Source organism: Streptomyces sp. NPDC002574 (assembly GCF_042889545.1).
Lineage (GTDB): Bacteria > Actinomycetota > Actinomycetes > Streptomycetales > Streptomycetaceae > Actinacidiphila.
Map to the genome: position 1 here is coordinate 286,113 of NZ_JBIARB010000010.1, position 22,993 is coordinate 309,105.

Consider the following 22,993-nt stretch of genomic DNA (forward strand, 5'->3'; position numbering starts at 1 on the left):
CCACGCAACGCAAGATTGGGTTCTGCATGTCCATATCGCGACGCGTCACCATCGGACGGCTGCTCGGTGTGAGTGCCGCCGCCGTCGCCCTTTCCGCGGCGGGCGCCACCTCCGCCTGGGCGAGCGACTGCCCCGGCGGCAAGGGCTGGACCAAGGGCGGCCACCACACGTACCAGCCCGGACACGGTGGCGGCACCAAGACCAGCACCGACCGCTGCGAGTTCTCGCTCGACGGCACCAACTGGTACGCGTCGGTGAAGGTCGACGACGTCACCCTCAAGCCCGCCGAGGACGGAAAGGTGCACGTCAAGGTGCGCGTCGCGGACGGTTCCTCGTCCTGCACCGTGTCCCTGGCCTCGTACCGCACCCACGGCGCCACCTTCGAGACCTCCGGCAAGCAGGTGTTCCACGACTGGGACACCGTCACGATCACCAACGGCACCGACTCGCTCGACGTCGCCGTCCCGGACGTGACCTGCTTCGCCCAGGTCGACCTGTACTACGGCAACAAGAAGTACGACGGCGTCATGAACGCGGGCGACGGCTTCGAGCACGGCCCGCTGCCCGAGGGCCCGGACCACGCGGTCATCGGCGACAAGAAGATCGCCTGGTGGAACGGCGGCACCAAGGACTGCTCCGAGCAGACCGTCCCGTCCACGCCGCCGACCACCGCGCCGCCGACCACGACGCCTCCGACCACCCCGTCCGGCGGCGACGAGACCACCACGCCGCCCGCCTCGGACACGCCGACCGCCTCCGTCCCGGCCTCCGACTCCGCGACGCCGTCGGCGTCCGGTTCCGAGTCCGCGTCCGTCTCCGCGTCGGCCTCCAGCCCGGCCGCGGTCGACGCCGCCCAGTCCCCGAACGGTGAGTCCGGCGACCTCGCCGAGACCGGTTCCGGCAACGTCGGCATGGTCTCCGCGGCCGCCGCGCTGCTGCTGCTCGCCGGCGGTGCCGTCGTCTTCGCCTCGCGCCGCCGCCAGGCCGCCCGTCGCCACTGACGCTCCGGCAGGGAAGGGGGTACGGCTCCGCCAGGTGCCGTACCCCCTTCGTCCGTGCGCGGCGACCACGCCTACGCGTACTAGCCCCGGGTTCGCGGGCATTGGAACAATCCGATGCGACGGTAGGACCACAGCGGGGGGCTGTATGACACATCCGGGGGAGACCACCGCCGGTGACCGGTACCCGACCGTGGACGAGGTCGCCGCGGCGGCCAGGGCCCTGGCCCTTCACCGGCCCGATCTGTGCGGGGTGCGGACGGTGGGGACCTCCCGGGCGGGGGAGCCGCTGCTCCTGCTGTCGGTGGGCCACGGACGGCGCAACGTCCTGGTCGTGGCCGGGCCGCACGCCAACGAGATGGTCGGCGGCGCCACCGCGCTCCGGCTGGCCCGGTGGGTGACCGCCGATCCCGCGCTGCGCGAGGGCGCCGACGCCTCCTGGCACTTCCTGCTCTGCGCGGACCCGGACGGCGCGCGGCTCAACGAGGCCGTCCCGGACGGCCGGTTCACGATGCTCGGCCACTACCGGCACTTCTTCCGGCCGCGCGCCGCCGAGCAGCCGGAGTGGCTGCCCGACGACGGATCGCTGGCCGGCGCGCTGCCCGAGACCCGGGCGCTGATCGCGGTCATCGACGAGTTGCGCCCGGTGCTCCAGTGCTCGCTGCACGGCATCGACGTCGGCGGCAGTTTCATCCAGGTGACCCGGGCCATCCCCCGGCTGGCCGAACGCATCGCCAAGTCAGCCGCCGAGTTCGACATCCCGCTGGAGGCCGGCTCCTCCGACGCCTTCCACTGGCCGAGCCCGGGCCCCGGTGTCTACGTGATGCCGCCCCCGGGCGGCCCGCGCGAGGACGCCAACAACTCCACGTGGACCTACGCCCACCGCTACGGCGGCGTCACCGCGATCGCCGAGGTGCCGATGTGGGCCTGCGACCGCGCGGGCGACACCTCCCCGCACCCCGCCGCCGACGAGGCGCTGCGCGCCGCCGGTGTCACCCTGCGCCGGGCGAGCGACCACGTCGGAGGCCTGATCGGGGAACTGCTGCCCTACCTGCCCGGGGACGGCGGCCCGCTGCTGCGGGCCGCGCGCGAGATCGTCGCCGTCGGCCCGCAGCTCGCCGCCGACTGGGACCCGGCGCTGCGCACGGCCTCCGCCCCGCCGCTGCCGGCGATGACCCGGGCCCGGGTCAGCAGCGTCGAGATCTACACCCAGCGCCTGCCGCTGCGCGCCGCGGCCATGCTGCTGCGACTCGCCCGGGGCGTCGAGCCGTCCCAGGCCCCTGCCGCCGCGGTGCGCGAGCGTCTGGAACGGCTGGTCGCCGACTGGTGCCGGGCGTACGAGACCGCGCACCGGGCCCGCTGGGTCCCCGTCAGGCACCAGGCGGAGCAGCACGCCAGGGTGGTGCTCGCGGCGTTCGAGCTGTTGCCGGGATGACGCGACAGAAGTAATCCGATGGGCAAGACTTGCGACTGGCAACGGTGTGTTGCCAAGCTGTTGCACACAGTCAACCCGAGGGAGGGGCACGTGCCTTTCGGTGAGCAGCCCGCGTACCTTCGCGTCGCCGAGGATCTCCGCCAGAAGATCCTCGACGGCACGCTCCCTCCGCACACCCGCCTGCCCTCGCAGGCCCGTATCCGCGCCGAGTACGGGGTGTCGGACACCGTCGCGCTGGAGGCCCGCAAGGTCCTGATGGCCGAGGGCTTCGTGGAGGGCCGCTCCGGCTCCGGCACGTACGTCCGCGAGCGCCCCGACCCGCGGCTGATCGTCCGCACCGGCTACCGGCAGGCCGGCGGCCAGGCGTCGCCGTTCCGGCAGGAGCAGGCGGACGAGAGCTTCAAGGGCAGCTGGGAGGCGAACAGCTTCCAGGACGCGGCCGGCCCGCGGGTCGCCGAACGGCTGGGCATCCAGCCCGGCGACCGGGTGATGCGCACCCGCTACCTCTACCGCGCCGAGGGCGAGCCGATGATGCTCGCCACCTCGTGGGAACCGCTGTCCGTGACCGGACGCACCCCCGTGCTCCTGCCGGAGGAGGGCCCGCTGGCCGGGCAGGGCGTGGTCGAGCGCATGGCCGCGCTCGACATCGTCGTCGACAACGTCGCCGAGGAGGTCGGCGCGCGCCCCGGGCTCGCGGAGGAGACGGCGGTGCTGGGCGGCGTGCCCGGCCACGTCGTCATCGAGATCCGCCGCACGTTCTACGCTTCCGGCCTCCCCGTCGAGACCGCCGACATCATCGTCCCGGCCGAGCGCTACCGGGCGTCCTACCGCATGCCGGTCAAGTGAGGGCAGCCCGGCGAGGTGCGCCGGGGCGTCGTGACCGCCCCGGCGTCCGGCCGCCGCTGGGCCGGTGAGCCCGGCCGCCTTCGCGCGCGAGAGGCGCCCGTGAGGCGGGGCGCTCGCGCCCCGGGGCGGTCAGCCCACGAGGGACTGGGTGCCCAGCACGGTGAGCAGGGCGAGGCGCTCGGCGTCCTCCGTGGCGGGCTCGGCGGTGTAGATCATGATCCGGAGGTCGCTGCCGGCCACGGTGAGCACGTCGCAGTCCAGCCGCAGGGATCCCACCCCCGGATGGTCGATGGTCTTGTGCGCGGCTTCGTGGCGGCCGATCACCCCGGAGTCCCACTGGGCGGCGAAGCGGTCGCTGTGCGCCCGCAGGTCCGAGACGAGCCGCCGCAGCCGCTGGTCGGACGGGTAGCGGGCGGCGGCGGCCCGCAGGTCGGAGACCACCGCCGTCTCGAACGCCTCCAGGCCCTCCGGGGGGTGCCGGACGCGGCTGCTCAGGCCGAGGAAGTGCCGCCAGACGCCGTTGCGCTCGTTGCCGCGCCAGCCGGAGGGGTCGCCCATCAGGGCCGCGTACGGCGGGTTGTACTGGAGCAGCGTCCAGGAGGCGTCGTAGACCGCGACGGGCGTGCCGGCCATGCGGTCCAGGAGCCGGTGGACGCTCGGGGTGATGTACGCGGGGACCGACTCGGGCCCCGGCGGCGCCAGCCCGGCCAGCTCGAAGAGGTGGGCGCGTTCGGTCGGTGACAGCCGCAGGGCACGGGCCATGGCCTCCACGACCTGCGCCGAGGGGTGCGAGGCGCGGCCCTGTTCGAGGCGGGTGACGTAGTCGACGGAGATCCCGGCGAGCTGGGCCAGCTCCTCACGGCGCAGCCCCGCCGCGCGCCGGTGGCCGCCCGTGGGCAGGCCGGCCGCCTCCGGTGACACCTTGTCGCGCCACCGGCGCACCGCGCTGCCGAACTCCGCTGTCGCCATGTCCCCCAGTGTCCTCCCCGGGCGCGGGATCGCCCTGGTACCGCGAGTCCCAGGAACACGGGACGACTGCCAGTGCGGCGGGCCCCGCCGCACGCTGGAGGCATCCGTCACCGGACCGCCGACCGTCCCAACCGAGGAGCGAGACCATGCCGACCACTCTCATCACCGGCGCCAACAAGGGCCTGGGGTACGAGACCGCCCGCCGCCTGATCGCCGAGGGTCACACCGTCTGGATCGGCGCGCGGGACGCCGAGCGCGGCCGGCGGGCCGCCGAGCGACTGGGCGCGCGCTCCGTCGTCGTCGACGTCACCGACGACGCCTCGGTGGCGGCCGCCGCGCGGACGATCGAGGCCGACGGCGGGCTGGACGTGCTGATCAACAACGCCGGCATCGAGGTGCGCCGGGCGGACAACACCGTGGTACCCACCGCCGAGACCACCGCCGACCGGATGCGGCGGACCTTCGAGACCAACGTCTTCGGCGTCGTGCGCGTCACCCACGCCTTCCTGCCGCTGCTGCGTCGGTCCGCCGCCCCGGTCGTCGTCAACGTCAGCAGCGGTCTGGCCTCGCTGCACCACGTCTCCGACCCCGACCAGCCGGCCTACCTGTTCCCGGGGCTGGACTACCCGGCGTCCAAGCTGGCGGTCAACATGATCACCGTGCAGTACGCGAAGGCGCTCCCGGACTTCCGGGTCAACGCCGTGGAGCCCGGCTTCACCAGGACCGACCTGAACGGCAACACCGGCTTCCAGACGGTGGAGGAGGGCGCCGAGATCATTGTCCGCATGGCGTCGGTCGCCCCCGACGGCCCGACCGGCGGTTACTTCGACCGCGAGGGCGCCCTGCCCTGGTGACGATCCGTCACATCCCTTGCACCGGCGGCGCTCCGTCGGGCCCCGAGGCGCCGCCGGGCGCGCCGGGGAGTCCTGAGGGCGCGGACGAGAGGCCCTTCTGAGTCAACTCCCCATCGAACATGGCCCGATCGAGTCGAATACCGTCCGAACGTGTCCGACGCGTCACGTTGAGGCGTAGGCTCCGGCATATGCGCATCGCCGTTTCCTCGGACATGGACGAGCCTGTGGCGCGGCTGCTCGTCGACGAACTGCGCGGCCGCGGCCATACCGTCCTCCCGCACGGCGCACTGCGCGCCGGTGACCGCGCGGACTGGGCCTGGAGCGCCGAGAGCGCCGCCCGGGACGTCGCGGAGGGCCGCGCCGACCACGCCGTGGTCTGCTGCTGGACCGGTACGGGAGCCTCCATCGCCGCCAACAAGGTGCCGGGCGTCCGCGCCGCCCTGTGCGTCGACGCGTACTCCGCCGACGGCGCCCGCACCTGGAACGACGCCAACACCCTCGTGCTCAGCCTGCGGCTCACCAGCGGACCGTTGCTCCGGGAGATCCTCGACGCCTGGCTCGCGGGCGGCCCCAGCGCCGAGGACGACGACCGCGCCAACGTCGCGCACCTGGAGGAGATCCGATGAGCGGCGAGCTGGTGTGGGTCGTCATACGCCAGGACGACAACGGCAACCGCTACCGTGTCGGCCGCTACGCCACCCGCCAGGAGGCCGAGCGCGTCGCGGACACCCTCGACGCCCGCGGGCACAAGCAGCTCTACGTGATCGAGCGCATCGACCGCCGCGCGTCGTAAGGTTCCGCGCATGACGACGCGCGACGTGACCGTGGTGGTCGGTGCCGCCCTGCTCGACGACGGCAGGCTGCTCGCCGCCCGGCGCACCGCCCCGCCCGAGCTGGCCGGCCGCTGGGAGCTGCCCGGCGGCAAGACCGAACCCGGCGAGACCACGCGGGACGCGCTGGTGCGGGAGCTGCGCGAGGAGCTCGGCATCGAGGCGGAACCGCTGGAACGCGTCCCGGGGGAGTGGCCGCTGAAACCGGGGTACGTCCTGCACGTCTGGACCGCGCGCATCCTCGCGGGGGAGCCCCGGCCGCTGCAGGACCACGACGAGCTGCGCTGGCTCGCCCCCGACCGCGTCCACGAGGTCGACTGGCTGGACCAGGACCGGCCGGCCGTGGCCTGGGCGGCGGCGCGGGCGTCCGGGCACTGATGCGGCGCTCTCCCGCCGCCGGGCCCACGGCCGCCGACGCGTCCGCGCCCGCCGCCGCCCGGCGATACGCGGACCGGAATATCGGGTATGGGCTGATTGACCCACCCTTGACGCTCCGGCGGCCGTCCGCCGGACACCCCGCAATCGTCTGGGGCCCCCATCCATGACCAGGAGCGACGACTCCACGGAGGACCCGGAGGGTACGCAGCACCCTGCGCAGCCCGGGACCGGGGCTCCGCATGCGCACGGGACCGTGGGGCTGCCGCCGCTGCCTCCCGCCGCCACCACGGCGGGCAGCCTCCTGGACACGCTGCGGCTGGCCGTGGTCATGCTCGACACCTCCGGGCGGGTCCTGCTGTGGAGCCCACTCGCGGAGGAGATGCTCGGCTGGGCGGGTGAGCACATCGTGGGCCGCCGGGTCGGCACCCTGCTGGCGACCGGCGCCCGGCCGGCCCCTCGCGGCAGCCGCCGGCTCGCCGCCGTGCCCTCCCCGGGGCCCACGGAACGCATCCTGGAGGAGCTGCTGCGCTCCGGCAGCTGGGACGGCGTCCTGTGGCTGCGCCACCGCGACGGCCACTGCGTCCAGGTGGAGGCCAGGGCCTCGATGCTGGTCGACGGGGACGGCCGCCAGTTCGTCCTGGCCTCGGTCGCCGAGACCAGCCGCATCCGCACCCTGGAGCACGACCTCGCGGCCCTGGACCCGCTCTTCGACTCCTCCCCGCTCGGCGTCGCCATCTTCGACACCGACCTGCGCTACATCCGCGTCAACGACGCCCTGACCCGGATGAACGGAGTCCCCCGCGAGCAGACGCTCGGCCGCCGGGTCGAGGAGGTGGTGCACAAGGACGCCGCCGAGGAACTGGCCACACTGCAACGGCACGTGCTGGCCACCGGCCGGGCGGTCATCGACGTCGTCGTCCCCGGGCCGGCCTCGGGATGGCGGTCGGTGTCCTACCACCGCCTGGAGGACGGGGCGGGCCGGGTGCTCGGCATCAGCTGCACCGTCATGGACGTCACCGAGCGCCAGCACTCCGCGGCGAAGATCGAGCGCGCCCGCCGCCGGCTCGCCCTGCTCAACGACGTCGGCTCCCGACTGGCGGACCTGCTGGACGTGCGGCGGATCGCCGAGCAGCTGGCGCAGACCGTGGTGCCCCGGTTCAGCGACTACAGCGGGGTCATCCTGCACGCCAACGTGCCGGACGGCGGCGAGCTGCCCGGCGCCCCGTACGGGGACACCACGGAGATGCGCCAGCTGGGCATCGGGGCGATCAAGGAGGGGCCGCTCGTCGAGCGGATGCTCGGACTGGGCAAGGTCATCCAGGTCGACCGCGCGTCGATCTTCGGCGCGGTGCTGCACACCGGCAGGCCCGCGCTGGTGCAGAGCCCGCGGGAACTGCGCGAGACGATCACCACCTACCCCGGCGACCCCAAGGTGCAGGCCGCGGTCGACCTCGGCATCCACTCGCTGATCGTGGCACCGCTGCTGGCCCGCGGCATCGTGCTGGGCCTGCTGGTGGTCAGCCGGGCCGGCGGGCGCGAGCCCTTCGACGCCGAGGACCTCGCGCTGGCGATGGAGCTCGCCGACCGCTCGGCCGCCGCCCTGGACAACGCGCGCCTCTACATCCGCGAGCGCGAGGGCGCGCTGATGCTCCAGCGCAGCCTGCTGCCGCAGAGCGTCCCCGAACCGCCCGGCGTGGAGCTCGCCTTCCGCTACGTCCCCGGCAGTTCGGGCGCCGCCGCGGGCGGCGACTGGTTCGACGTCATCCCGCTCGCCGGCGGCCGGGTGGCGCTGGTCGTCGGGGACGTCATCGGGCACGGTCTGCGGGCCGCGGCGACCATGGGGCGGCTGCGCACCGCGGTGCGCACCCTGGCGGCGATGGAGATGGCGCCGGAGGAACTGCTGCGGCGCGTCGACGACCTCGGGGACGACCTGGCCGGCGACACCGCGGAGGGCTGGACGGCGACGTGCGTCTACGCGGTCTACGACCCCTCAACGCGGCGGCTGACCGTCGCGCGTGCCGGCCATCCGCCGCCCGTGCTGGTCGTCCCGGGAACGGACCGGGCGGATGACGTGCGGCTGATGGACATCCCCGCCGGGGTGCCGCTCGGCGTGGGCGGCGTGGAGTTCGAGTCGGTGGAACTCGACGTCCCCGACCGTGGCGTGCTGGTGCTCTACACCGACGGCCTGATCGAGGCCCGCGACGAGGACATCGACGTCGGCCTGGAACGGCTCCGCGCGGTGCTCGCCCGGCGACCCCCGCACTCCCTGGAGACCACCTGCGACGACCTGCTGGCCACCCTCGCCCACGGCCGCGAACCCGACGACGTGGCCCTGCTGGTGGCCCGCCTCGGCGGCCTGCCCGAGGGCAGCACGGCCGCCTGGACCTTCGCCGCCGAGCCGAGCGCGGTGCGTCGGGCCCGGGGGCTCGTGCGGGACACCCTGGCGCGCTGGGAGCTGCGGGAGCTGACCGACGTGACCGTGCTGCTCGTCAGCGAACTGGTCACCAACTCCCTGCGCTACGCCCACGGGCCGATCGGCGTGCGCATCGTGCGCGGCACCTCGCTGCTGGTCGAGGTCTCCGACCCGCTGCCCGATCCGCCGCGCGAACGCTCCGCCGGCGCGGAGGACGAGGGCGGCCGGGGACTGCAGCTGGTGGCCCGTGCATCGAGGCGCTGGGGGACCCGTCACGGACCCCTGGGGAAGACCGTCTGGTTCGAACTCACCCTGCCCGTACCGGCATGACCGCCTCGCGCACGGTTCGGCGCGCTGGAGCAGGGTAGTTGAAGTGGGGCGTCGGCGGGATCCGTACGCCTTGAGATGATGCTGTGATCGACAAGACCATGTGCGGAACGGGGGTAATGCTGAATACTCGGCACCAGCCGGTCCGTATGTGTGAGCTGGAGGGGTCGGGCGTGAGCGATGAGCCATCGGGGGCCGTTGGGCCCCGGAACCCTGAGGCCCTGCCGCAGAGCGCCTGGCAGTCGAGCCCGCCCGGGTCGATCTACGACTACATCCGGGTCGCGTCGTTCTCCCTCGGTCCCGACGGGCGGATCGAGCAGTGGAGCGAGCGCGCCGAGGAGTTCTTCGGGGTGCCCGCGGCCGAGGCCCTCGGCAAGGACCCCATCCGCGCCTTCGTGCCCGAGGACCGTCGCGAGCGCGCGCACGAGCGCGTCGCGGAGATCCTCGACGGCCGCGAGTGGACCGGCGTCGTCCCCTACCGCGACAAGGCCGGCCAGGAAGGCCTCGCCGAGGTCTACGTCATGCCCTCGCGCGGCGAGACGAACGGCCGCGGCGCGCTGTGCATCGCCGTCGACATGCGGGTGCTGCGCCAGATCGAGACCGATCTCGCCTCCTCCCAGGCGGTGTTCGGCCAGTCGCCGATGGGCTTCATCCTCTTCGACACCAATCTGCGGCTGCTGCGCGTCAACGAGCGCTTCGCCACCGTCTTCGGCCGCACCCCCGGCGGGCACCATGGACGCAGCCCGCACGACTTCCTCTCCCGTGTCGAGGCCGACCGGCTGACCGCCGCGCTCAAGCAGGTGCTGGACAGCGGCGACCCGGTACTGGACATGACGATCGTCGGCACCGTCCCGGCGGCCGGCGGGACCACCAGCCGGCGCCGCTGGGCGATCTCGCTGTACCGGCTGCACAGCGGCAGCGGACGGCCCATCGGCGTCGCCGGCCTCGCCCAGGACGTGACCGGACGCCAGCGCGCCGAGCGGGAGGCCGCGCACACCCGCCGCAACCTCGCCCTGCTCAACGAGGCCGGCCGGCGCATCGGCAGCTCCCTGGACCTGGAGACCACCGCCCGCGAACTGCTCGACGTCGCCGTGCCGCACTTCTGCGACCTGGCCTCGGTCGACCTCTACCAGGCGCTCCTGGTGGGCGAGGAGGGCCCGGTCGGCACCGCCGACGGCAGCGGCGAGGTCCGCAGGGTCGCCTTCGCCAGCGCCGTGTCCGACGCCCCGGTGACCCGGCTGGGCGGTGACCACGGCAGCAGCCCGGTCTCCGTCGGCGCCGTGCACCGCTACCCGTTCAACTCGCCCTGGGCGGGCGCTCTGCGCACCGCCCAGACGCAGGTGATAGCCGGCGACGGCGGCGACAGCGAGGTGGAGCTCGGTGAACTGGGCAGCAGCCTCGTCCAGTCCACCCTGGCGGTGCCGGTGGTCGCCCGCGACACCGTACTCGGCCTGGTGCAGTTCGCCCGGGCCAAGGGCAGCGAGCCGTTCTCCGAGCGCGACCGCATGATCGCCGAGGAACTGGCCGCCCGCGCCGCGATCTTCATCGACAACGCGCGGCTCTACCGCCGCGAGCACGAACGCGCCCTCATCCTCCAGCGCAGCCTGCTGCCCCCCGGCAATCCCGAGGCCGCGGGATTGGACATCGCCTGCCGCTACCTGCCGGGCAACATGGAGACCGAGGTCGGCGGCGACTGGTTCGACGTGATCGAACTGCCCGGCCACCGCACCGCGCTCGTCGTCGGCGACGTCATGGGCCGCGGCCTGCGCGCCGCCGTCGCGATGGGCGAACTGCGCACCGCCGTCCGCACCCTGGCGCTGCTCGACATCGAGCCCGCCGACGTCCTGACCGCCCTGGACGAGGTCGCCCGCGGCCTCGGCGGCAGCGGTGAGGGCCGCACCAGCCGGCACGGCAAGGAGGCGGACTCCTCCGACCTGTCCGAGGTCTACCTCGCCACCTGCGTCTACGCGGTCTACGACGCCATCACCCGCCGGGTCACCATCGCCAACGCCGGCCACCTGCCGCCCGTCCTGGTCGAGCCCGGCGAACCCGCGATGATGCTGGAGGTCCCCACCGGCATGCCGCTCGGCGTCGGCGGCGAGCCCTTCGAGGAGGTCGAGGTCGACCTCCCGGACGGCGCCCTGCTGGCCCTCTACACCGACGGCCTCGTCGAGTCCCGCAGCCACCCCCTGGACGAGGGCCTGCGCGCGTTCCGCATGGCGCTGGACGACCCCCAGCGCCCGCTGGAGGACGTCTGCGACCACATACTGGCCCGGCTCGACACCGCCCACGGCGAGGACGACATCGCCCTGCTGATGGCGCGCGTGCACGGACTGCCCGCCGACTCGGTCGGCGACTGGACGCTGGAGCCGACCCCCCGCTCGGTGGCCCGGGCCCGCGAACTGGCCCGCGAGTGCCTGCTGTCCTGGGACCTGGCGGCCCTGGTGGACACCACCGAGCTGCTCGTCAGCGAACTGGTCACCAACGCCCTGCGGCACGGCCACGGCGACATCCGGCTGCGTCTGCTGCGCGACCGCACCCTGGTCTGCGAGGTCTGGGACGACGCCCTCGTGCAGCCCCGCCGCCGGCGCGCCCGCGCCACCGACGAGGGCGGCCGGGGCCTGCAACTGGTCTCGCTGCTCAGTACCCGCTGGGGCTCCCGCCGCACGCACCGCGGCAAGACGGTCTGGTTCGAACTCGCACTGCCCGCCGACGGCGGCGGCACCTCGGGGGAGGACACGATCGAGGCGCTGCTCAGCCTGTTCTGAGCAGAGCCCCGAAGGGACCCGAACGAGCCGAAGGGACCCGAACGAGCCGGGCCGGCCCGCGGGGCCGGCCCGGACCGCCGGTGGTCAGCTGTTGCGGCGGCGGATCTTGTCGCCCAGCCAGACCAGCGGATCGTACTTGCGGTCCACCGCGCGCTCCTTGAGCGGGATCAGCGCATTGTCGGTGATCTTGATGTGCTCGGGGCACACCTCGGTGCAGCACTTGGTGATGTTGCAGTAGCCGAGGCCGTGCTCCTCCTGGGCGGACCGCTTGCGGTCCAGGCCCGACTCCTCGGCCGCGTCCAGCGGATGCATGTCCAGCTCCGCCACCCGCATCAGGAAGCGCGGGCCCGCGAAGGCCTTCTTGTTCTCCTCGTGGTCACGGACGACGTGGCAGGTGTTCTGGCACAGGAAGCACTCGATGCACTTGCGGAATTCCTGCGAGCGCTCCACGTCCTCCTGCGCCATCCGGTACTCGCCCGGCGCGACACCCTTGGGCGGCACGAACGAGGGGATCTCGCGCGCCTTCTCGTAGTTGAAGGACACGTCCGTCACCAGGTCCCGCACGACCGGGAAGGTGCGCATCGGGGTGACCGTGACGGTCTCCTCGCGACTGAAGACCGACATGCGGGTCATGCACATCAGCCTCGGTCGCCCGTTGACCTCCGCGCTGCACGAACCGCACTTGCCGGCCTTGCAGTTCCACCGCACCGCCAGGTCGCCCGCCTGGGTGGCCTGCAGGCGGTGGATGATGTCGAGGACGACCTCGCCGTCGTGCACCTCGACCTCGTAGTCCTTGAGCTCACCGCCGTCCGCGTCACCGCGCCACACCCTGAAGTGCCCCGAGTACGTGCTCACCGGTCCAGCTCCTCGTCCGTCAGGTACTTCAGCAGCTCGTCCTTCTCGAACAGCGCGAGCAGGTCGTCACGGATCGGGACGGACTCGCGCCGGTCGACCGAGACCTCGCCGAAGGCGTTGGCCGGATCGGCGAGCCGGCACACCAGATTGACCTTGCGCCAGCGCCGGTCCATCTCCGGGTAGTCGTCCCGGGTGTGCCCGCCGCGCGACTCCGTGCGCTGCAGTGCCGCCCGCGCCACGCACTCGCTGACCAGCAGCATGTTGCGCAGGTCGATCGCCAGGTGCCAGCCGGGGTTGAACTGCCGGTGCCCCTCGACACCGGCCCGCCGCGCCCGCACCCGCAGGGCCGACAACCGGGTCAGCGCCTCCTCCATCTCGTTCTGCTTGCGGATGATGCCGACCAGGTCGTTCATCGTCTGCTGCAGTTCTTGATGGAGGGAGTACGGGTTCTCCGCGACCTCGTCCGCGACCTTCTCGGCCTCCGCGCTGAACGGGCGCAGCGCCTCCGCCGCGGCGGCGTCGACCTGCCACTCCGCCACCGCGGGGCGGGCCGCGCCGAGCCCGGACGCGTACTCGCTCGCGTGCAGGCCCGCCCGCCGGCCGAAGACCAGCAGGTCCGACAGGGAATTGCCGCCGAGCCGGTTGGAGCCGTGCATGCCGCCCGCGACCTCACCGGCCGCGAACAGCCCCGGCACCCCGGTGGCCGCCGCGGTGTCCGGCTCCACGTCCACGCCGCCCATCACGTAGTGGCAGGTCGGGCCGACCTCCATCGCCTCGGCGGTGATGTCGACGTCCGCCAGCTCCTTGAACTGGTGGTGCATCGAGGGGAGTTTGCGCCGGATCACCTCGGCGGGCAGCCGGGTGGAGACGTCCAGGAACACACCGCCGTGCGGGGTGCCGCGACCGGCCTTGACCTCGGAGTTGATCGCGCGCGCCACTTCGTCGCGGGGTAGCAGCTCGGGCGGGCGGCGGTTGTTGTCCGGGTCCTCGTACCAGCGGTCGCCCTCCTCCTCGCTCTGCGCGTACTTCTCCTTGAAGACATCCGGGATGTAGTCGAACATGAACCGCTTGCCCTCGGAATTGCGCAGCACCCCGCCGTCGCCGCGCACCGACTCGGTGACGAGGATGCCCTTCACCGACGGCGGCCAGACCATGCCGGTGGGGTGGAACTGCACGAACTCCATGTTGATCAGCGGCGCCCCGGCCAGCAGCGCCAGCGCGTGCCCGTCGCCGGTGTACTCCCAGGAGTTCGACGTCACCTTGAAGGACTTGCCGATGCCGCCGGTGGCCAGCACCACGGCCGGCGACTCGACCACGAAGAAGCGCCCGGACTCCCGCACGTAGCCGAAGATCCCCGACACACGGTCGCCGTCCTTGAGGACGCGGGTGACCGTGCACTCCTGGAAGACCTTCAGCCGGGCCTCGTGGTCGCCGTACTCGGCCTCGTCCTCCTGCTGCAGCGAGACGATCTTCTGCTGGAGGGTGCGGATCAGCTCCAGGCCGGTCCGGTCGCCGACGTGCGCCAGCCGCGGGTACTCGTGGCCGCCGAAGTTGCGCTGGGAGATCTTCCCGTCCTTCGTGCGGTCGAAGAGCGCGCCCCAGGTCTCCAGCTCCCACACCCGGTCCGGCGCCTCGCGGGCGTGCAGCTCCGCCATCCGCCACTGGTTGAGGAACTTGCCCCCGCGCATCGTGTCGCGGAAGTGCACCTGCCAGTTGTCGTGCGGATTGACGTTGGCCATGCTCGCCGCGATGCCGCCCTCGGCCATGACGGTGTGCGCCTTGCCGAAGAGCGACTTGCAGATCACGGCGGTGCGCATGCCCTGCTCGCGCGCCTCGATGGCGGCCCGCAGCCCCGCCCCGCCCGCGCCGACCACGACGACGTCGTAGGCGTGCCGTTCGACTTGCGTCATCAGAAGAACCTCGGATCGTCGAACGCCCCACTGGCGACCAGATAGACGTAGAAGTCGGACACCGCCACGCTGATCAGCGAGGCCCAGGCCAGCCCCATGTGGTGACGGTTGAGCCGCCCCACCCAGGTCCAGGCGCGGTACCGCACCGGATGCCGTGAGAAGTGCTTCAGCCGTCCGCCGACGATGTGCCGGCAGGAGTGGCAGGAGAAGGTGTACGCCCAGATCAGGGCGATGTTCACCAGCAGCACCAGGGTGCCCAGGCCCATGTGGCCCCACGCGCCCCGCCCGTCCCGGAAGGCCAGGACGACGTCGTAGCTGAGGATCGCGGCCACCGGGATCGCGAAGTAGAAGAAGTACCGGTGGATGTTCTGCAGGATCAGCGGGAAGCGGGTCTCGCCGGTGTACCCCGCGTGCGGCTCGGCCACCGCGCAGGCGGGCGGCGAGGCCCAGAAGCCCCGGTAGTACGCCTTGCGGTAGTAGTAGCAGGTCAGCCGGAAGCCCAGCGGGAAGATCAGGACGAGCAGCGCCGGGGACAGCCCCCACCAGTCGCCGAAGATCGGCCAGCGGGCGCCCAGCGGCATGTCCACGCAGTTCGACCCCAGGCAGGGGGAGTAGAACGGCGAGACATACGGCTCCGCGTAGTAGTGCGCGTTGGCGAAGGCGCGCCACGTCGAGTAGACGACGAAGGCGGTCAGGCCCAGCGCGGTCAGCAGAGGTTGCAACCACCACCGGTCGGTGCGCAGGTGGCGGGCGGGAATGGCCGCGCGCCCGGCGGACAGGACGCCGTGGCGCGCGGGTGGAGCGGGTGGAGGCGGTTCGGTTCCGGGTTCGGTTCCGGTATCTGTGGCCAAAGGTGGCTCCCTAGGGCGCTCGGCGGTCCGGCGCCCCCAGCCCTTCGTCCTCCGCGCCGGACCAGAATGAGGGGTCGTACGGCGTGTCGGGGATGGTCACCATCTCCGGGCGCGGCTTCTGCCCCGTGTGGGTGGTGCTGACGCTGTCACGCAGCAGTGCGAGATCGTCGCTCAGGTGCTTGGTGTCGGCGCGTACGCGCCGCATGTCAAGGCTGTCGCCGACCTGCTGTTCGAGCCGGGACACGGCTCTGCCGAGCTCGTCCAGCCGACGCTGTACCGATGTCAGATCGTCCTGCAGGGACATGGCTGTCCTCACCTCCGCCACGGTGCGGTGCACGGCGCTAGCGCCTGCCGAGTGTTGCGCGTCACAGTCGCGCTTGGGAAGAGATCTGCCGTGATTCTCACACTCGTGGGGGGCGTACGCCCGGCGCCGCGCGCCCCGTTGGGCCGGTCGGGTGGGAGCGGGGAGGCGTGCGCCGTGTCGGGCACGAGGCAGCGTGATGATCGCTTTCAGTGAGGTGCGATAAGCGGCAAATACGCCACATGGTGATGGCCCCGGTTCGCGGAGGTACGCAACGATGGCCCGCAGCGCCCCCCTCTCCCCTCCCGCGCTCGCCACCGCGCTGGCCCTCGCACTGGCGACGCTCGCCGGGTGCTCCGCAGGCCGTGAGGACCCGCTCGCCGGGACCGACCTCGCCTCGGCGCCGCGCGACGCGGTGCGCGACGGAGGCACTCTGCGCTGGGCCGTCGACACCGCGCCCGCCACGCTCAACGCCTTCCAGACCCCGGCCGACGACACCACCGACCTGGTGGCCGCGGCGGTGCTCCCCGCGACGTTCCGGCTGGACGGCAGCGGACGGCCGCAGCGGGACGCCGACCTGCTGGAGTCCGCGCAGGTCGTGGAGCGCGAGCCGCGGCAGGTCGTGTCGTACAAGCTCAACCCGAAGGCGGTCTGGAGCGACGGCCGGGCCGTGTCCACCGCCGACTTCGCCGCCCAGTGGAAGGCGCTGCGCGGCAAGGACGAGGCCTACTGGGCCGCCCGCAACGCCGGCTACGACCGCATCGCCTCGGTCGCTCAGGGCAAGGAGCCGGGCGAGGTCCGGGTCACCTTCTCCCGTCGCTTCGCCGACTGGCAGTCGCTCTTCACCCCGCTCTACCCCAAGTCCGTGACCGGCACCGCCGCGGCCTTCAACGACTCCGCCCGCCGCGCCCTGCCGGTGGGCGGCGGTCCGTTCACGGTGCAGAAGGTCACCGCCAAGGACGTCACCCTGGTCCGCAACCCGCGCTGGTGGGGCGACCGGGCCAGACTGGACCGGGTGGTGCTGACCGCCGTGCCGGCGCACCTGCGGGCCGCGGGCCTGGCCGACGGCACGCTGGACATGGCGAAGGTCGACCGCACCCCGAAGATCAAGAACGTGGCGGTGTACCGGACGCGCTCGGCCTCCTACACGCAGCTCGCCCTCAACGGCGCCGACGGCCCGCTGGCCGACGAGCGCGTCCGGCGCGCGGTGGCCCGCGCCGTCGACCGCCAGGAGATCGCCCGCTCGGTGCTCAAGCCGGTCGGCCTGCCCGACGAGCCGCTCGGCAACCACCTGCTGCTCGCCTCCCAGGCCGGGTACGCCGACCACAGCTCCGCCCTCGGCGAGTCCGACCCCAAGGCCGCGCAGGCGCAGCTCGCCGACGCGGGCTGGCACCGCACCGCCCTGGCCCCCGCCGGTCCGGCCGAGCGCAACCAGGCGGCCTCCACGCGCAAGGTCCGGGTCACGGTCGTCGAGCCCTCCACCACCGTGCTGCGCAAGAACGGCAAGGCGCTCACGCTGCGCTTCGTGCTGCCGGAGTCCAACAAGGCCCTGGACGCGGTCGGCGACCGCATCGCCGCCATGCTCTCCGGGATCGGCGTGCGCACCGAGATCCAGAAGGTCTCCGACGAGAGCTTCCTGCGCGACCACCTCGCCGCCGGCGACTTCGACCTGGCGCTGTACTCCTGGCCCGGCACGGCCTTCCCGGCCACCGACACCCGGCCCATCTACGCCAAGCCCGAGGCCGGCCCCGACGGGAGCCTGGTCGTCGCGCAGAACTTCCCCCGGGTCGGCACCGACCAGATCGACCAGCTCCTCGACCAGGCCTCCGGCGAGCTCGACCCGGGCACCGCCCGCGACCTGGCCGCCCGCGCCGACGCCCGCATCTGGGCCGTCGCCGGCTCGCTCCCCCTCTTCCAGCGTCCCGAGCTGGTCGCCCTGCGCTCCTCCGTCCGCAACGCCGGAGCCTTCGGCTTCGCGACCCCGCGCTTCCAGGACATCGGCTTCAAGAAGTAGGGGCCCCGGCCCTGGGGGAGGGGCAAAGGGGCGGTCTCAGATGTTCCTCAAAGGGCGGGAGCGCCCCGGCACCGCGGGGAACCATCGTCGCGACCGCACCACACGACGGGGACATCACGAGTACGGGGGGACGCCATGAGGCGTTGGACAGCGGGCTGCGCGGTGATCGCGGCCATCGCGGCCACGGGTGCGTGCACCGCCACGGAACCGGCTGCGGGGGCGCGCACCGCGCCCCCGCAGCCTGCGAACGCGGCGGCGGCACAGCGCGGCTGCGAGGACGGCCGGTACACGTGGTTCAACATCGAGCGGCCGCTGCGGCTCACCGGCCTGGCCGCGCCGGAGAAGAAGGGGAAGGACGGCGGCGCGCTGCGCCACCCGGTGCGGCGCCTGTCCACGCCCGTGACCTTCGTCACCGCGGTCGGCCCGGAGCTCTCCTCACGTGACGTGCTGTTCTCCCTGGCCCTGAGGATCGGCGAGGCCGCGCCGGGCGACGCGGCCGGGACCCTGACGTTCACGGAGGCGGGCCGGGGGCCCGACGACTTCGACGCCGTCGCGACGACCCCGTCGGGCGCGGGACGTTTCGTGCGGTGGGCGGACGTGCAGGCCGTGGAGGCGGACTTCCGCCACACCTGCCCCGGCGGGAGGACCACTACCGGGCACGCCGAGAGCTGGACGGTCGAGGGCCAGGGTCTTCTCGACTGCGACCAGCACGTCGACAGCGACAGCGGGAGGCCGGGCTCACACGCCCTGGCCCGCAAGGCCGCCCGCCTGTCCTGCGGACCGGACGCGGCGGCCGCCCGGTCCTGACCGCGGTCGGGGCGATCACGCCCGGGCGGTCGTTACCGTCCGGGCCCCGTACCATGGGGTGAGGCCGTGGCATGAGTCGCCCGGCGGCAGGTGTGCCGAGGAGGGTATGCCGCCACACCCACCAACCCGGGAGAAGCGCCCCAGTATGCCCACGCGCAACGACATTCGTAATGTCGCCATCGTCGCCCACGTCGACCACGGCAAGACGACGCTGGTTGACGCCATGCTCAAGCAGGCCGGAGCCTTCGCCGCGCACCAGCATCTGGACGACCGGATGATGGACTCCAACGACCTGGAGCGCGAGAAGGGCATCACGATCCTCGCGAAGAACACGGCCGTTAAGTACCACCCCAAGGGTGGCGGCGACCCCATCACGATCAACATCATCGACACCCCCGGCCACGCCGACTTCGGTGGCGAGGTCGAGCGCGGCCTGTCGATGGTCGACGCGGTCGTGCTGCTGGTGGACGCCTCCGAGGGCCCGCTGCCGCAGACCCGCTTCGTGCTCCGCAAGGCGCTGTCCGCCAAGCTGCCGGTCATCTTGTGCATCAACAAGACCGACCGCCCGGACTCCCGGATCGACGAGGTCGTCAACGAGACGTACGACCTGTTCCTGGACCTGGACGCGGACGAGGACCAGATCGAGTTCCCGATCGTCTACGCCTGCGCGCGGGACGGCGTGGCCTCGCTGACCAAGCCGGAGAACGGCACCGTCCCGGCCGACAGCGACAGCCTGGAGCCGTTCTTCTCCACGCTGCTCGCGCACGTGCCCGCCCCGGCGTACGACGAGTCCGCTCCGCTGCAGGCGCACGTCACCAACCTCGACGCCGACAACTTCCTGGGCCGCATCGCGCTGCTCCGTGTCGAGCAGGGCGAGCTCAAGAAGGGCCAGACCGTCGCGTGGATCAAGCGCGACGGCTCGATCGCCAACGTCCGCATCACCGAGCTGATGATGACCGAGGCGCTCACCCGCAAGCCCGCCGAGAAGGCCGGCCCGGGCGACATCTGCGCCGTCGCCGGCATCGCCGAGATCACCATCGGCGAGACGCTGGCCGACCCGGAGAACCCGATCGCGCTGCCGCTCATCACGGTGGACGAGCCGGCGATCTCCATGACCATCGGCGCCAACACCTCGCCGCTGGTCGGCCGCGGCCCCGGCGGAAAGGGCGCCGACAAGTCGGCGGTCAAGGACCGCAAGGTCACCGCCCGTCTGGTCAAGGACCGCCTGGAGCGCGAGCTGATCGGTAACGTCAGCCTCCGCGTCCTGCCGACCGAGCGTCCCGACACCTGGGAGGTGCAGGGCCGCGGTGAGCTGGCGCTGGCCATCCTCGTCGAGACCATGCGCCGGGAGGGCTTCGAGCTGACCGTCGGCAAGCCGCAGGTGGTGACCCGCGAGGTCGAGGGCAAGGTCCACGAGCCGGTCGAGCGCATCACCATCGACGTGCCCGAGGAGCACATGGGCGCCGTGACGCAGCTCATGGGTACCCGCAAGGGCCGCATGGACAACATGTCCAACCACGGCTCGGGCTGGGTCCGCATGGAGTTCATCGTGCCCTCCCGCGGTCTGATCGGCTTCCGTACCGAGTTCCTGACCGGCACGCGCGGCACCGGTATCGCCCACTCGATCCACGAGGGCCACGAGCCGTGGTTCGGCCCGCTGGTGACCCGCAACAACGGCTCCCTGGTCGCCGACCGTGCCGGAGCCGTCACCGCCTTCGCGATGACGAACCTCCAGGAGCGCGGTGTGCTCTTCACCGAGCCGGGCACCGAGGTGTACGAGGGCATGATCGTCGGCGAGAACTCCCGCGCCGACGACATGGACGTCAACATCACCAAGGAGAAGAAGCTCACCAACATGCGCTCCTCCTCCGCCGACTCCTTCGAGGCGATCGTCCCGCCGCGCAAGCTCTCGCTGGAGCAGTCCCTGGAGTTCTGCCGCGACGACGAGTGCGTCGAGGTCACCCCGGAGACGGTCCGCATCCGCAAGGTCGTCCTGGACCAGAAGGAGCGCGGTCGCACCGCCTCCCGCGCCAAGCGCTGACGCGAACCCCGGGCACCGGCCCTGCTCCCGTTCCCGCGGGCAGCCGGGACCGGTGCCTTTGCGTCACCGGCTGTGCCGCCGGCGTTACGTACGGCACGGCGTGCATGTGAGCCGGGCCATGCCCGGCGCCCCGTCGGCGGCTGTTGTGACTGATGTCACCGCCGCAACCAACCGTCGTACCGGACCTCGTGGACCGGAACGAAGTGTCGTGGTTACGCCAGTGGCGCGGCCACGACAGCGCGTTCCCTGGCGGTCCGTCAGCACCGTACATTCGCGTGGAATCCACGCGGTTTGAGGCAAGTGTTTTTCAGTTGCCGACGTCCGAATACCGGACAGAGTTCACCGATACTTGTGTTACAAGTCCGTTTCGTCGGTGTCTGTCTACAATCCAAATGTCCGAATTGCGAAACTGTTTTGGACCGGTTGTGACCAAAACGAGATCGTAAGTGTGTGGTTCGCAGGCTCAACGTGACCGATAGTTGGACGCGTTGAGCTCGGGTCAATGGGTCCAAGCGCTTATGGGGAGCGCCGACTCACGAGCACAGGTAGCCGGCAATCCACTGTCAGGGGTGTCAGTGGGTCCGGCGCCTTTCACGTACGGACAGTGACTCCTGAGGAGGCAAACCCATGCGCGGTGCCAAGAGCGCCACCTGGGTCGCAGGTGCGATCATCGTTGCTATGGCTGCTACCGCTTGTGGTGGTGGCGGCGGCGACAAGGGCAGTGACGACTCTGCCGGCGGCGGCTTCAACCCCAACGGCAAGTTCTCCGTCGAGGTCGGTGAGCCGCAGAACGGTCTCGTGCCCTCCAACACGCAGGAGAGCAACGGCGGCATCGTCGTCGACTCGCTGTTCTCGCAGCTGGTGGACTACGACCCCCAGGGCAAGATCGTGATGTCGAACGCCAAGTCGGTCGAGACGAAGGACAACAAGACCTTCACGGTCACCCTGAAGGACGGCTGGACCTTCCACGACGGCACCCCGGTGACCGCGGAGTCCTACGTCAAGGCGTGGAACTGGGGCGCCAACAGCAAGAACAACCAGCTCAACTCGTCGTGGTACTCCGACATCAAGGGCTACGAGGACGTTCACCCGGAGAAGGGTGACCCCAAGTCCCAGGAGATGTCCGGTCTGAAGGTCGTCGACGACAAGACCTTCACCATCGAGCTCGTCACGCCGATCCCGTACTTCGTGTACAAGCTCGGTTACACCGCGTTCTCGCCGCTGCCCGAGTCCTTCTTCAAGGACCCGACCGCCGCGGGCGAGAAGCCGGTCGGCAACGGCCCGTACCAGTTCGTCAGCTGGGACCACAAGAAGAGCATCGTGGTCAAGCGCTTCGACGCCTACAAGGGTGACAACAAGGCGAAGAACGGTGGTGTGACGTTCAAGAACTACACCACCCTCGAGGCCGCCTACGAGGACCTCAAGTCCGGCAACGTCGACGTCCTGCGCCAGGTCGCCCCCAAGGACCTCCCGGTCTACCGTGACGACCTCGGCGACCGCGCTGTGGACCAGCCGTACTCGGCGATCCAGTCCATCGTCCCGGCCTTCTACACGAAGGACTGGAAGAACATCAACCCCAAGGTCCTCCAGGGCCTGTCGATGGCGATCGACCGCGACACCATCACCAAGACCGTGCTTCAGGGCACCCGTGAGCCCGCCACCGGCTTCGTCGCCAAGGGCGTGCTGGGCTACCAGGACAACGTCGGCGGCGACGTGTTCAAGTACGACCCCGCCAAGGCCAAGGAGCTCATCAAGGCGGGTGGCGGCGTCCCGGGCAACAAGATGTCCATCCAGTACAACGCGGATGGCGGTCACAAGGAGTGGGTCGAGGCTGTCTGCAACAGCATCACCAACGCCACGGGCGTGAAGTGCGTCGGCGACTCCAAGGCCGACTTCGACTCCGACCTCGAGGCCCGTACGGCCCACGAGGTCAAGTCCTGGTACCGCAGTGGCTGGGTGCTCGACTACCCGGTGAACGCGAACTTCATCCGTGACCTGTACGGCACCACGTCGGGTGGCAACCAGTCGGGCTTCTCCAACAAGGAGCTCGACAAGATGATCAACGCCGCGGACACCGCGCCCACCCTCGAGGACTCCGTCAAGCAGTACCAGGCGGTCGAGAAGAAGATGGTCGACCTCATGCCGGCCATCCCGCTCTGGTACTACAAGGTCAACGCCGGTTACTCGGAGAACGTGACGGGCGTCAAGTACGCGCAGAACGGTGACCCGATCCTCACCGGCGTGCAGGTCAAGAAGTAACCACTCGCGTAGTGAGCACACCGATGCGGGACTGACGAAGCCGTCGGACGCGCCGGGTGCAGGCAGTGGCTGGGGGGCCCTTCTCCCGTCTTCCGTCAAGTGGAGGACGGGGGAAGGGCCCGTCTCTGCTGCCGCAG

18 protein-coding genes are annotated in these 22,993 nt (G+C 71.7%); 13 read left to right on the forward strand and 5 right to left on the reverse strand.

Annotation, left to right across the window (positions count from 1 at the left end):
- Positions 1–26: 26 nt before the first annotated feature.
- The 3 genes from ACFYXS_RS25960 (at position 27) to ACFYXS_RS25970 (ending at position 3,279) form a co-directional block, all read left to right on the forward strand.
- Positions 27–1,001, forward strand: a complete 975-nt coding sequence (locus ACFYXS_RS25960; protein WP_389252198.1) for an LPXTG cell wall anchor domain-containing protein — start codon at positions 27–29, stop codon at positions 999–1,001.
- 145 nt (positions 1,002–1,146) lie between these two features.
- Complete coding sequence (locus tag ACFYXS_RS25965; protein ID WP_389252200.1) at positions 1,147–2,433, forward strand: M14 family zinc carboxypeptidase; 1,287 nt, start codon at positions 1,147–1,149, stop codon at positions 2,431–2,433.
- A gap of 90 nt (positions 2,434–2,523) precedes the next feature.
- Positions 2,524–3,279, forward strand: a complete 756-nt coding sequence (locus ACFYXS_RS25970; RefSeq protein WP_319658783.1) for a GntR family transcriptional regulator — start codon at positions 2,524–2,526, stop codon at positions 3,277–3,279.
- A gap of 129 nt (positions 3,280–3,408) precedes the next feature.
- Here the strand turns inward: ACFYXS_RS25970 and ACFYXS_RS25975 are convergent, their stop codons facing one another.
- Positions 3,409–4,248: a helix-turn-helix transcriptional regulator gene (locus tag ACFYXS_RS25975; protein ID WP_389252203.1), complete on the reverse strand. Its 840-nt coding sequence runs from the start codon at positions 4,246–4,248 to the stop codon at positions 3,409–3,411.
- A gap of 146 nt (positions 4,249–4,394) precedes the next feature.
- Here ACFYXS_RS25975 and ACFYXS_RS25980 point away from each other — a divergent pair, with 146 nt between their 5' ends.
- The 6 genes from ACFYXS_RS25980 (at position 4,395) to ACFYXS_RS26005 (ending at position 11,818) form a co-directional block, all read left to right on the forward strand.
- Positions 4,395–5,102, forward strand: coding sequence for an SDR family oxidoreductase (locus ACFYXS_RS25980; protein WP_389252205.1), 708 nt, complete (start codon positions 4,395–4,397; stop codon positions 5,100–5,102).
- Positions 5,103–5,290: 188 nt separating this feature from the next.
- Positions 5,291–5,728 (forward strand): RpiB/LacA/LacB family sugar-phosphate isomerase, encoded by a 438-nt coding sequence (locus tag ACFYXS_RS25985; protein ID WP_389252207.1) that lies wholly within the window; start codon positions 5,291–5,293, stop codon positions 5,726–5,728.
- On the forward strand, positions 5,725–5,895 hold the full coding sequence (locus ACFYXS_RS25990; RefSeq protein ID WP_389252209.1) for an SPOR domain-containing protein: 171 nt from the start codon (positions 5,725–5,727) through the stop codon (positions 5,893–5,895). The genes ACFYXS_RS25985 and ACFYXS_RS25990 overlap by 4 nt, the downstream gene beginning before the upstream one ends.
- A 10-nt stretch (positions 5,896–5,905) precedes the next feature.
- Positions 5,906–6,310 carry a (deoxy)nucleoside triphosphate pyrophosphohydrolase gene (locus ACFYXS_RS25995; RefSeq protein WP_389252211.1) on the forward strand — a complete coding sequence of 135 codons (405 nt, stop codon included), beginning with the start codon at positions 5,906–5,908 and terminating at the stop codon, positions 6,308–6,310.
- Positions 6,311–6,473: 163 nt separating this feature from the next.
- Positions 6,474–9,053, forward strand: coding sequence for a SpoIIE family protein phosphatase (locus ACFYXS_RS26000; protein WP_389252213.1), 2,580 nt, complete (start codon positions 6,474–6,476; stop codon positions 9,051–9,053).
- Positions 9,054–9,199: 146 nt separating this feature from the next.
- On the forward strand, positions 9,200–11,818 hold the full coding sequence (locus ACFYXS_RS26005; protein WP_389252215.1) for a SpoIIE family protein phosphatase: 2,619 nt from the start codon (positions 9,200–9,202) through the stop codon (positions 11,816–11,818).
- 84 nt (positions 11,819–11,902) lie between these two features.
- Here ACFYXS_RS26005 and ACFYXS_RS26010 read toward each other — a convergent pair whose 3' ends face one another.
- From ACFYXS_RS26010 to ACFYXS_RS26025, 4 genes are read right to left on the reverse strand one after another with little or no spacing between them, the layout of a single operon-like run.
- The gene (locus tag ACFYXS_RS26010) at positions 11,903–12,673 is read right to left on the reverse strand and encodes a succinate dehydrogenase/fumarate reductase iron-sulfur subunit (RefSeq protein ID WP_389252217.1); all 771 of its coding nucleotides are present in this window, start codon (positions 12,671–12,673) and stop codon (positions 11,903–11,905) included.
- On the reverse strand, positions 12,670–14,583 hold the full coding sequence (locus ACFYXS_RS26015) for a fumarate reductase/succinate dehydrogenase flavoprotein subunit (RefSeq protein ID WP_389252219.1): 1,914 nt from the start codon (positions 14,581–14,583) through the stop codon (positions 12,670–12,672). Before ACFYXS_RS26015 ends, ACFYXS_RS26010 begins: the two co-directional genes overlap by 4 nt.
- Positions 14,583–15,434 carry a hypothetical protein gene (locus tag ACFYXS_RS26020; protein ID WP_389252221.1) on the reverse strand — a complete coding sequence of 284 codons (852 nt, stop codon included), beginning with the start codon at positions 15,432–15,434 and terminating at the stop codon, positions 14,583–14,585. Before ACFYXS_RS26020 ends, ACFYXS_RS26015 begins: the two co-directional genes overlap by 1 nt.
- A 10-nt stretch (positions 15,435–15,444) precedes the next feature.
- Positions 15,445–15,738 (reverse strand): hypothetical protein, encoded by a 294-nt coding sequence (locus ACFYXS_RS26025; RefSeq protein ID WP_319658792.1) that lies wholly within the window; start codon positions 15,736–15,738, stop codon positions 15,445–15,447.
- Between the two features lie 274 nt (positions 15,739–16,012).
- Between ACFYXS_RS26025 and ACFYXS_RS26030 the strand changes: the two genes are divergently transcribed.
- From ACFYXS_RS26030 to ACFYXS_RS26045, 4 genes are all read left to right on the forward strand, one after another.
- Complete coding sequence (locus ACFYXS_RS26030; RefSeq protein ID WP_389252223.1) at positions 16,013–17,749, forward strand: ABC transporter family substrate-binding protein; 1,737 nt, start codon at positions 16,013–16,015, stop codon at positions 17,747–17,749.
- 135 nt (positions 17,750–17,884) lie between these two features.
- Positions 17,885–18,556, forward strand: a complete 672-nt coding sequence (locus ACFYXS_RS26035; protein ID WP_389252225.1) for a hypothetical protein — start codon at positions 17,885–17,887, stop codon at positions 18,554–18,556.
- Between the two features lie 145 nt (positions 18,557–18,701).
- Complete coding sequence (typA, locus tag ACFYXS_RS26040; protein ID WP_389252227.1) at positions 18,702–20,597, forward strand: translational GTPase TypA; 1,896 nt, start codon at positions 18,702–18,704, stop codon at positions 20,595–20,597.
- Positions 20,598–21,224: 627 nt separating this feature from the next.
- Positions 21,225–22,856 carry an ABC transporter substrate-binding protein gene (locus tag ACFYXS_RS26045; protein ID WP_389252229.1) on the forward strand — a complete coding sequence of 544 codons (1,632 nt, stop codon included), beginning with the start codon at positions 21,225–21,227 and terminating at the stop codon, positions 22,854–22,856.
- Positions 22,857–22,993: the final 137 nt, after the last annotated feature.

Excerpts from the sequence above, each read along its gene's own strand:
- ACFYXS_RS25960 (WP_389252198.1), top strand. The coding sequence starts at position 27 with ATGTCCATATCGCGACGCGTCACCATCGGACGGCTGCTCGGTGTGAGT.
- ACFYXS_RS25965 (WP_389252200.1), top strand. The coding sequence starts at position 1,147 with ATGACACATCCGGGGGAGACCACCGCCGGTGACCGGTACCCGACCGTG.
- ACFYXS_RS25975 (WP_389252203.1), bottom strand. The coding sequence starts at position 4,248 with ATGGCGACAGCGGAGTTCGGCAGCGCGGTGCGCCGGTGGCGCGACAAG.
- ACFYXS_RS25980 (WP_389252205.1), top strand. The coding sequence starts at position 4,395 with ATGCCGACCACTCTCATCACCGGCGCCAACAAGGGCCTGGGGTACGAG.
- ACFYXS_RS25985 (WP_389252207.1), top strand. The coding sequence starts at position 5,291 with ATGCGCATCGCCGTTTCCTCGGACATGGACGAGCCTGTGGCGCGGCTG.
- ACFYXS_RS25990 (WP_389252209.1), top strand. The coding sequence starts at position 5,725 with ATGAGCGGCGAGCTGGTGTGGGTCGTCATACGCCAGGACGACAACGGC.
- ACFYXS_RS25995 (WP_389252211.1), top strand. The coding sequence starts at position 5,906 with ATGACGACGCGCGACGTGACCGTGGTGGTCGGTGCCGCCCTGCTCGAC.
- ACFYXS_RS26000 (WP_389252213.1), top strand. The coding sequence starts at position 6,474 with ATGACCAGGAGCGACGACTCCACGGAGGACCCGGAGGGTACGCAGCAC.
- ACFYXS_RS26005 (WP_389252215.1), top strand. The coding sequence starts at position 9,200 with ATGTGTGAGCTGGAGGGGTCGGGCGTGAGCGATGAGCCATCGGGGGCC.
- ACFYXS_RS26015 (WP_389252219.1), bottom strand. The coding sequence starts at position 14,583 with ATGACGCAAGTCGAACGGCACGCCTACGACGTCGTCGTGGTCGGCGCG.
- ACFYXS_RS26025 (WP_319658792.1), bottom strand. The coding sequence starts at position 15,738 with ATGTCCCTGCAGGACGATCTGACATCGGTACAGCGTCGGCTGGACGAG.
- ACFYXS_RS26030 (WP_389252223.1), top strand. The coding sequence starts at position 16,013 with ATGGCCCGCAGCGCCCCCCTCTCCCCTCCCGCGCTCGCCACCGCGCTG.
- ACFYXS_RS26035 (WP_389252225.1), top strand. The coding sequence starts at position 17,885 with ATGAGGCGTTGGACAGCGGGCTGCGCGGTGATCGCGGCCATCGCGGCC.
- typA (WP_389252227.1), top strand. The coding sequence starts at position 18,702 with ATGCCCACGCGCAACGACATTCGTAATGTCGCCATCGTCGCCCACGTC.
- ACFYXS_RS26045 (WP_389252229.1), top strand. The coding sequence starts at position 21,225 with ATGCGCGGTGCCAAGAGCGCCACCTGGGTCGCAGGTGCGATCATCGTT.